Genomic DNA, 8,897 nt, shown 5'->3' with positions numbered 1-8,897 from the left:
GTGACCTGCGATTTCACGATGCACACCACTCTATGCACAGCCAGCAGAGATCAGTGAACCGTCCGGCTCCGTCTGACGATCCACTTCCACACCTGTCTCAATTTCACCTTGCCTCCAAGATCGCGACCGAATCACCATGATCACGTCAATTGCGCAACTGAGGAAATGAGGTCTCGTGAAGGACACCGGCAGAAGCCGCAGACCGGCGGCGACCGCCATCCCCGCCGCGGCGCTGGCCCTCTCCCTCCCCTTCATCGCTTCCCCCTCCGCGAGCGCGTCGACCCAACTGCCTGGCAACGCAGCGGCAAAGGCAGAAGCCGTCGCTGGCAAGGCCCGCCCTGTCACGGATCCGCGCCTCGTCGCGACCGAGAAGAAGCAGGAAGTGCTCGACAAGGTCGCCGGGCAGATCACTGAAGGGCTCTCCGAATCGGACCGGGCCAGGATTCCCGGCTTCACCGAAATCGAAGTCGACCCCGACCACAACAGCCTGCGCCTGCACTGGAAGGGCTCCCCGCCGCAGCGCGTGCAGCGCATCCTCGCCCACCTGCCCCAGGGTGTGACTGCTTCGGTCCTTCCAGCCCGCTACTCCAAGGCAGATCTGCACGCGGCCCGGAACAAGCTCCTGCGCGGCGGGAAGCCCGCGGATCTGCGCGTTGCCGGTGTGTCCACCCCCATCCACATCACCAGCATCGGCCCGGCCGTGGACGGCAGCGGCCTCGACATCACGTACGCTGATGCCCTCGGTCCGCACACGGCCGCCCCAAGGGAGCCCCTCGCACCGGCTGCCCGCAAGGACCGTTCGCTCGAGGTCAAGGCCCTCACCGACCGACTGACGGGCATCAACACGGCGGCGAGTTACAAGGCTCCGCCCACAGAGGCCCCAACACCCACGGCTCCGGCCAAGCACCCTGTCTCAGCAAGCCCCGAGGTGGGGGTGACCAACAGGCAGCACGACGCCGCCCCCTGGACCGGAGGTTCCGGGCTGAAGAATCCCACCGGCGGCATCTGCTCCAGTGGCTTCGGCGTCAAGAACTACAAGGGGGTGAACATGCTGACCACCGCCGCCCACTGCAACGGGAACGACGGCCTTTGGCGAACTTATCTGGGTGGTGACGCCGTCGGCTCAAGTGACGGCCTCGCGATCTCTATGACCGATGACGTCCAGGGAATCGACCTGCCGGAGCCACAGCTCAGCGGCGCCCTGTACGACGGGACGGCGATGCGGTTGGACTACTACGCGAAACCGGTCAGCGGTTGGGGCCACAACAACGTCGGTGACTACGTGTGCGAGGACGGCGCCAACGGCGGTGTCCACTGCAACGTACAGATCTCCAAGACCGACATCGGAGTCACGGGCGAGAACGGCGTGTACCGGCCGATCGCTGATCTCGCCTACGCCACCTCGCTGACATCGGACGGCATCGCAGGAGTCAACGGCGACAGCGGCGCCCCCGTCTTCGCCGGCGCGAACAACTTCACGACCGACGAGGCACGCGGAACACTCACTTCCTTCGATAGAACGGTCAACTGCCCGGCAGATGAATCGGTAAGCACCGTGACGGACGGCTGGCAGCGCACGCCGTGGTGCTTTAAAGGTCTCTACTACGTGCCGATCTACCAGACGCTCCAGGACATGAACTGGACCCTCGTCACCAGTTGACATCACGGCGGGGGCGGAGCACGCCCCCGCCTCCTTCTTCTCTTCGGTTCCGCCATGGCAGGCTTGGCGTCAGCCATCCGCCGGAAGACTACGGAGTATGCGACCGTGCCCTTGAAGAACCTCCGCCGTTTCCGCTGGATGATCTGGGCCGGTGCCGGGTCGGTCTGTCTAGCGGCAGCCGTGACCGTCTGGATGGCTCTGGACAACGTCCACACTGACGACGGGCCTATAGACAGCGACGTATTCGTAAGCAACCACGGGCGCACCCTCACCACCGTCACATCCTGGATGGACTGCGAGGACAAACCCGATCTCCAAGCTCACGAGTCCGCCCACGGCATCACGCTGACAGAAAAGCGCAAATGGCATGGCCGGCGTCGGTCCAGTGATTCGTGCCACAACCCGCATGGCGGCCTGATCAGCACCGCCCTCGACAAGCCCGTGGGCGACAGGAAAATCACCGATGGTGTCACCGGCAATGGCATCATTACCTTCGACGACACGCACTTCCCCTACCCCCGATATCTGCCGTCCGGCTTCGCGCCTGCGGATAAGGCCATCGGCCCCAATAACTCCCTAGGGCTACCGAACCCGGTGAGTAACAAAGCCACATGGACCTACACCTATCAACGCAACCCGGGCAAGGGAGGGCAGGTCGGCGCCCTGAGCATCACGGCGGACGCTGGCGAGACCACACCCACACAAGGGACTCCGATGTCCTTCAGCGGTCATGCCGGCCGGCTTCAGAAGACGTCAGACCCGTCGTGGACGGCAGCGTGGACCCAGAACGGATACACCATCACCGTCTGGACCGACGACCCGTCCATGACTGACGCCGAGTTCCTACGCATCACGCAGAGCCTAAGAAACCAGAGCTCACTCTGACGATCATGAACGGAGCCAGATCACCAGGGCCACAGCCCTGAACGAGCCGAAGAAGACGGAACCACGTTTACCCCAGTTCGTCGCGACGGCTCTGGATGCCTTGAGCTATGCGTGAATATCCCCGAGAACCGGTCACACCAAGCCCTTTTGCCTTTGATTTCAAGTCGGCGAAGGCTCAATGACGATGACGACGACCCAGCGCATCCTCGGCCTCGCCGCGGCGGCACCGGCCAGCCACGGCGAGGACCTCGTGCCGCTCCTGCACGAGGCGAACGAGCTCTACCAGCAGGGCCTTCAGGATCTGCAAAGGAGCATGGCAGCACGCCTCGGCGGACTGCCCACGGAGGATCTGATGTGCGCCGCCGACCGCGCCGGTATGCCCTGCGATGCATCGCAGGACCGCGACGAGGTGATCCTGCTGCTCGCCCTGGCCGAGTGGGAGAGGACACCGGCCGCCATGGCGTACGCCGAGATGGCCGAGGACGCGGCGCGCCGCGGTGTCTGCCTGATCCCCGAGGAGTGAGCACACCCGTCCCGCAAAATCCTTGAAGAGTGGGCTGGACCTCCAACCGAAACTCCTGCCATTATTTGTGTTGTGAGCCGGACGGGCCGGCACACCTCCGACAGGACGGACGGTTTAGCCATGACCTCGCGCCGCGAGCCTCGCCTGGCCGACGCTGCCGAGATCGCGGCCGAACAGGGCCTGACGCCCGCGCGGATCAACGGTCTCTACAACGAGCGCGCACAAAACGCGGCCGCCGAGCCCTTCCCCGAGTTCGTCGACAAGGGCGGCCGCGCCCGCCTGTGGAACCACGCGGAGGTCACCGCATGGTTCGCCCACCGCGCGCAGGCACGGCTCACGGAACACACGCCGCCCTCCCGCGACCCGCAGGAACTGCTGAACGCGGCGGAGGCCTCGAGGTTCCTCGGCTACAAGAACGCCAACCAGGTCACCACCTTCGTGCGCGACCACCCCGGTTACTTCCCGGACCCCGACGTCGTGGAAGAGAAGGGTACAAGCGAGAACCCCTACCGCCGGCAGCTGTGGCGGGTGCAGACCCTGCTGGACTGGATGGCTACCCGGCCCGGCCGCGGAAGACGCGCGGGCGACACAGCAGCGCCGGCCCTTCCCGATGTACCCGTCGACGGTGATCCCGACGAACTCCTGGGTGCGACCCAGGCGGCCGTCCTGCTCGGGTACAAGACCGTCGGCTCCTTCTCCAGCAGCCTGTCCCAGGGCAACCTGCCCCTGCTGAAAGAAACGGACGGAGTCGCCGAGGAGGGGCGCCAGAAGGGGCGGCGGCGCTGGACACGCCGACGTATCCTCGAGCAGGCCGCCCAGCGGTCCAAAAGGTAAGACCCGGTGGTGAGCGCCTGTTTGCCCACCGCCCCATGAACGCGGCAGCCGGTTACGGGCGTTGGTCCCTTGCGGGCCGGGTGCCGCACGATGGCCGGCACGGCGCGGCTCGCCACCGCGCCCCGCAGCAGCAACTGCTGCCGCGGACCGGCCATCGCCGATCTTCCCGAACTGCATGCCCGGGGGCCCGTGGGCGCCCTCGGTCGGTCTCGTGGTCGGGGCTGCGGTCGGTGTCCATGGCCCGGACCACGAGTCCGTTCCCGGGCCGTGACCTTGGTCGGGGTCTCATGGTCGGGGTCGTGGTCGGGGGCTGCGGGTTGTCTCCTGCCCATGACCAGTTCCACACCAGGTAGACCGGCAGCCGAGTCGGCCCCCAGCCCCGCTGAACCCCTGCGCCTGCAGGTCCTGACCGCACTCGCCCTGCACCGCATGGCCACGACCGGCCAGCTGCGCCAGATGCTGCGCCCCGACGGCTCCCGCCAGCTGCTCTCCCGGGTGCTGAACAAGTTGCAATCCACGGGCTTCGCCGACCTCACCCCGCTGGCAGACGCAGAGCGGTCGCGTACCCACGCCTGGTACCTCACGCCGGAAGGAGTCCGGCTGACCCGCGATCTCCCCGTTCTGCGAGGGCGTCCGCCCTACCCCATCACCTCGAAAACCGCAGCATCGCTGAAGACTCCGCACACACTCACCGCCGTGCGCGCCCACCTGCCCTTCGCGGCTGACGCCCGCCGCCTCGGTCACGAACACGGGCCATGGGACTGGACCCCCGAGGTGTCCCACCCCATCGGTGAGGGAGAACGCCTCGTGACCGACGCCGTCATGCACTACACAGTCATCGACGGCGAACACCGCAGGAAACTGCGCGGCTTCGTGGAGGTCGACCGCAGCACCATGAGCAGCGAACGCCTGGCCATGAAGCTGATCGAGTACGCCCGCCTGTTCCACTACGAAGCCCAGCCCGTCGGCCGCCGCAGGCAGCCGGCTGCCAACGGTCCTGCATGGCTGCGCTGGTATCCCGTCTTTCCACGCGTGCTCTTCGTGCTCACGGGTGCCTCACGGACCACGCTGGACAACCGGATCAGTGACCTCCAGGCGATGGTCGCCCATCACCCGCTCGTAGCAGCCCTCGCCCGCGAAGTTCAGCTCGGAGCAGCCGTCCTGGAAGACATCGAGCAACACAGTCCCTCCGAGTCGGTATGGATCCCGCTGGCTGGGGGCAAGCCCCGCCCGTGGACAGACTTGTGATGATGCATGAGGGAGGCCCGGCGCGCGCCGGTCCTTGAGGAGCAGCGTGTGGCGTGGATTCTTGTGCGGCAGGCGCAGCGAGGTTCTCCAGCCGCTACTGTGTCGGCTCGTCTGATTTGCGCGCCGGACTTGGAGTACCCCGATGAACAGTCCTTTCCGTCTTGTCGTTACGGGCGGGGGGACCGGTGGACACACATATCCCGCGCTCACCGCGGTGCGCTCCCTGCAAGCCCGGCTCGCCGCAGACGGTCGGGCGCTGGAGACCTTGTGGATCGGGACGGCTGAGGGGCTGGAGGCGCGTGTGGCGCTGTCCGAGGGCATTGCGTTCACCAGTGTGGTGACGGGCAAGATCCGCCGTTCCAAGAACCCGCTGAAACTTGCGTCGCCGGCGAACGTCAGGGACATGGCGCGGGTGCCGCTCGGTGTGCTCCAGGCACGGCGGGCCATCGAGCAGTTCCGGCCGGATGTGGTGCTGGCGACGGGCGGCTACGTCGCGGTCCCGGCCGGGCTGGCCGCGCGGATGTGCCACCGCCCGCTGGTGCTGCACGAGCAGACGGTGCGGCTGGGGCTCGCGAACCGGAAGCTCGCGTCGGCGGCCGCGCGGATCTGCGTGTCGTCGGAGTCGACGCTGCCGCTGCTGTCGGAGTCGGCGCGGCAGGTCGCCGTGGTGACGGGGAACCCGGTACGGCCGGAGGTGCTGTCCGGGCATGCGGACAAGGCCGTCGAGGCGCTGGGGCTGTGGGGCTTCGACCGGCAGTTGCCGACGGCGTACGTCACGGGTGGTGCGCAGGGTTCGCAGCAGATCAACGAGCTGGTGGGCGAGGTGCTGCCGTGGCTGCTGCAGCAGGCGAACGTGGTGCACCAGTGCGGCCCGGCCAACGAGGAGAGCCTGCGGGCTCATGTGGCCGGTCTGCCTCCCGAGTTGGCCGGCCGGTACCACCTGGCCGGGTTCATCGGTCCGGAGCTGCCGGACGTGCTCGCGCTGGCGGATGTGGTGATCTCCCGCAGTGGTGCGGGGACGCTGGCGGAGCTGACGGCGCTGGGCAAGCCCGCGGTGTTCGTGCCGCTGGCGTCGTCGGCCGGGAACGAGCAGGCGCACAATGCGCGCCATCTGCAGGAGGCCGGGGCCGCGGTCGCGCTCGAAGGCGCCGTGACAGCGGACCAGGTGAGGGACGCGCTCGGCCCGCTCCTGACCGATGCCCACTTGCGGCAGGCGATGGCGGAGCGGGCCCGTGCGTACGGCCGCCCGGACGCGGCCGACAGGCTCGTGGACGAAATCCTGACCGCCGCCGCACCCAACTGACCGGCTACCGACAGATGTGGAGCACCGTACCGGCCTCGATGAGGACGGCACAGGCCGAGGGCGTCGGCCAGGACCGCGGTCGCCGACCTTTGGCATTAACGGCTTGCGGCGGCCCCACTTCTCCGGCCTGAGCTGGCTCCACTGCATGGCTCGCGACGCGGTCGTTCCGGCTTGTGGTGGCCCCGGGTTCCGGCGGGGGTTGGCCCCGGGGCCTGCAGGATGATCTTCCAGCGGCAGTCTCAAGCGACTACGTTTGCCTCTGTGCCCACCGCAGAAGCCGCCTCGGCCTTCATCAGCACGTTCCTCACCGACTTTTCCGGAGCGGCGGAGTCGGACCGAGCTGCGTTCATCTCGTCTGTCTTGGACTGGCGGGAGTTGGCACCGATCGCGGTGGGCCCAGGGTGGGAGCAACTGAGCAGCGAGCAGCGCGAAGCGGTGTTGGCCGCGATGACGGACTACGTCGCCGCGCTCATCGCGGAGTTGCCCCTGGCGAGCGCGGACCTGGTCATCACGGATACGGATCCTCACGACCGCGGCAAGTTCAGGGTCATGACGTCCGCCCTGGTCGATGAGGAGCCGACAGAGATCACCTTCTGGGTATTCGAAGAGCCCGGCAAAGGGCTCAGGGTCGGGAACGTCGGGGTCGAGGGCGTGTCCTTCCTCGGCAGGTTGCGTCCGCAGCTGACGGCCACCCTGAAGAGGAAGGGCATCGACGCGGCGATCCGCGAACTGCGGGGAATGGTTGGACAGTAATGACCTGCGGAGGCCGGTCTATCGCCCGGCCTGCTGTTTGGCCCTGGTCTGGGCGAGGCGATAGGACTCGGTGCCGGTCTCGATGATGGCGCCGTTGAAGGTGAGACGGTCGACGATGGCCGCGCAGAGACGAGGGTCGGTGAAGGTCTTCGTCCAGCCAACTGGGGCTGGCACTTGTTCCTCATGGGGTGAGTGCCCTGCGACCTGGCCGTTTCAGGGGTCTGAGTGTCTCTTTGATTGTCTCGCTGACAGCGTGGTTTTGTAGGCGCTACCTTCATTCGTCAGGTGCGAGGAAGGTGTGCCGGATGGTGGAGTCGCGTCTGCGGGTGATAGAAAGCCGGACGGTGCCCGAGGCGCCCGTTGCCTGGGATCCGTGGGAGTTCCAGGCCCTGTGTGTGGAGGCGTTCGTGGCCTCCTGGCGGGCCCGGGGGTTCAGCCCGGTGACAGTCGACAACGACATCGGCCTGCTGGAGCGGACGTTGAAAGCCCTGGGACGGCCGGCGTGGGATGTCACGCCCGAGGACATCGACCGCGTGGTCGGCGGCCTGGCCGTGGATGGGCGGGCGCCATCCACCCGCCGCGGATACGTCCAGATCTTCAAGGGATTCCACCGGTTCCTGCAGGCCCGCAAAGTCATCGAGATCGAGGCGGCGTTCGGGGTCCGGCTGGTCTGCCCGGTGGACGAGTTCAACGCCTCGCGGCATGTCGGCGACGACTCGCCGGCCCTGCTGCCGCCGCCGACTCCCGAGCGGGTCGAGGAGTTCTTCGACTTCCTCAAGGCCCGGATCGCCACCGCCCGCAAGTACGCGCCCGCCGCCCGCGACTACGCGCTCTTCCGGACGCTGTATCACGCTGGCCTGCGTTCGGAGGAGGCCTCACTCCTGGATCGCCCGGACGTCCACTTCGGCCGCGGCCCGTTCGGCAAGCTGCACGTGCGCTTCGGCAAGGGCGCCCACACCTCCGGGCCCCGTCCGCGCTGGGTGCCCATGCTCGACCAACTGGACCTGATTCTACGCTGGTTCCTCGACGACGTCCGCGGGAAGTTCCCCGACTCGCCCGCGCTGTTCGCCGACGAGTCGGGCGGCCACCTGCACCAGGGAACCGTCCGCAACCGCCTGCGCTATCTGATGGAGCTGGAGGGCCGTCCGGCCGCCGACCGGTTCAGCCCGCATGCCTTGCGGAGGGCCTGCGCGACCCATAACTACGAGCGCGGGGTGGACCTGGTGGCCATCCAGCAGCTCCTTGGTCACTGGACTGTCAGTTCGACCATGAGATACGTACGGCCCTCGGCCACGTTCATCGAGGACGCCTACCGACGCGCCGTGACCAGCACGCTCGGCGAGCTCACCGGAGAGGAACCCACGCCGTGAACATCAAGTGGAAGCTGCGGATGGCCGCCGCCCAGCGCGAGGTCTGGACCGGCGCCCAGCTGCGGCGGCTCCTGGCCGAGAAGGCCGGCCTGGAACTGTCCTCCGCATCGGTGTCGGCCCTGTTCACCAAGGAACCCTCCCAGGTGAAGATGTCCACGCTCGCAGCATTGTGCACCGCACTGGAATGCACCCCCAACGACCTGATCGAGGTCGACACCACCCCCGTTGAACGCCCTGCGGCTCATCCGCAACCGGCAGCCGACCTGCCCCGGGCCGCCTCGGCCCGAGGCAGGTCCATGCCGCCGATCTGACCGACGGAGT

General features: G+C 67.4%; 9 protein-coding genes and 1 pseudogene. 9 read left to right on the top strand and 1 reads right to left on the bottom strand.

Annotation, left to right across the window (positions count from 1 at the left end):
• Positions 1 to 175 precede the first annotated feature (175 nt).
• From BIV25_RS37455 to BIV25_RS37425, 7 genes are all read left to right on the top strand, one after another.
• Positions 176 to 1,660 (top strand): hypothetical protein, encoded by a 1,485-nt coding sequence (locus BIV25_RS37455; RefSeq protein ID WP_071376994.1) that lies wholly within the window; start codon positions 176 to 178, stop codon positions 1,658 to 1,660.
• 105 nt (positions 1,661 to 1,765) lie between these two features.
• On the top strand, positions 1,766 to 2,545 hold the full coding sequence (locus tag BIV25_RS37450; protein ID WP_256257067.1) for a hypothetical protein: 780 nt from the start codon (positions 1,766 to 1,768) through the stop codon (positions 2,543 to 2,545).
• 184 nt (positions 2,546 to 2,729) lie between these two features.
• Positions 2,730 to 3,068 (top strand): hypothetical protein, encoded by a 339-nt coding sequence (locus BIV25_RS37445; RefSeq protein WP_256257066.1) that lies wholly within the window; start codon positions 2,730 to 2,732, stop codon positions 3,066 to 3,068.
• A gap of 120 nt (positions 3,069 to 3,188) precedes the next feature.
• Positions 3,189 to 3,902 (top strand): hypothetical protein, encoded by a 714-nt coding sequence (locus BIV25_RS37440; protein ID WP_071376992.1) that lies wholly within the window; start codon positions 3,189 to 3,191, stop codon positions 3,900 to 3,902.
• 330 nt (positions 3,903 to 4,232) lie between these two features.
• Positions 4,233 to 5,150: a replication-relaxation family protein gene (locus BIV25_RS37435; protein WP_071376991.1), complete on the top strand. Its 918-nt coding sequence runs from the start codon at positions 4,233 to 4,235 to the stop codon at positions 5,148 to 5,150.
• A 142-nt stretch (positions 5,151 to 5,292) separates the two neighbouring features.
• A complete protein-coding gene (locus BIV25_RS37430) occupies positions 5,293 to 6,453 on the top strand; it encodes a glycosyltransferase (RefSeq protein WP_071376990.1) in 1,161 nt (386 codons plus the stop codon).
• A gap of 261 nt (positions 6,454 to 6,714) precedes the next feature.
• Positions 6,715 to 7,206 (top strand): ABC transporter substrate-binding protein, encoded by a 492-nt coding sequence (locus BIV25_RS37425; RefSeq protein ID WP_177235545.1) that lies wholly within the window; start codon positions 6,715 to 6,717, stop codon positions 7,204 to 7,206.
• A gap of 18 nt (positions 7,207 to 7,224) precedes the next feature.
• Here BIV25_RS37425 and BIV25_RS48235 read toward each other — a convergent pair.
• A pseudogene (locus BIV25_RS48235) lies at positions 7,225 to 7,365 on the bottom strand (ATP-binding protein); the annotation flags it as partial.
• Positions 7,366 to 7,511: 146 nt separating this feature from the next.
• Between BIV25_RS48235 and BIV25_RS37420 the strand changes: the two are divergent.
• Both BIV25_RS37420 and BIV25_RS37415 read left to right on the top strand, forming a co-directional pair.
• Positions 7,512 to 8,576 carry a tyrosine-type recombinase/integrase gene (locus BIV25_RS37420; RefSeq protein ID WP_071376988.1) on the top strand — a complete coding sequence of 355 codons (1,065 nt, stop codon included), beginning with the start codon at positions 7,512 to 7,514 and terminating at the stop codon, positions 8,574 to 8,576.
• Positions 8,573 to 8,887 carry a helix-turn-helix transcriptional regulator gene (locus tag BIV25_RS37415; RefSeq protein ID WP_071376987.1) on the top strand — a complete coding sequence of 105 codons (315 nt, stop codon included), beginning with the start codon at positions 8,573 to 8,575 and terminating at the stop codon, positions 8,885 to 8,887. Before BIV25_RS37420 ends, BIV25_RS37415 begins: the two co-directional genes overlap by 4 nt.
• Positions 8,888 to 8,897: the final 10 nt, after the last annotated feature.

The sequence above is a fragment of the Streptomyces sp. MUSC 14 genome (genome assembly GCF_001866675.1).
Classification (GTDB): domain Bacteria; phylum Actinomycetota; class Actinomycetes; order Streptomycetales; family Streptomycetaceae; genus Streptomyces.
This window is presented reverse-complemented; position numbering and strand designations above follow the sequence as displayed.

Coding starts and splice junctions, on each gene's coding strand:
- BIV25_RS37445 (WP_256257066.1), top strand. CDS start 2,730: ATGACGACGACCCAGCGCATCCTCGGCCTCGCCGCGGCGGCACCGGCC.
- BIV25_RS37440 (WP_071376992.1), top strand. CDS start 3,189: ATGACCTCGCGCCGCGAGCCTCGCCTGGCCGACGCTGCCGAGATCGCG.
- BIV25_RS37435 (WP_071376991.1), top strand. CDS start 4,233: ATGACCAGTTCCACACCAGGTAGACCGGCAGCCGAGTCGGCCCCCAGC.
- BIV25_RS37430 (WP_071376990.1), top strand. CDS start 5,293: ATGAACAGTCCTTTCCGTCTTGTCGTTACGGGCGGGGGGACCGGTGGA.
- BIV25_RS37420 (WP_071376988.1), top strand. CDS start 7,512: ATGGTGGAGTCGCGTCTGCGGGTGATAGAAAGCCGGACGGTGCCCGAG.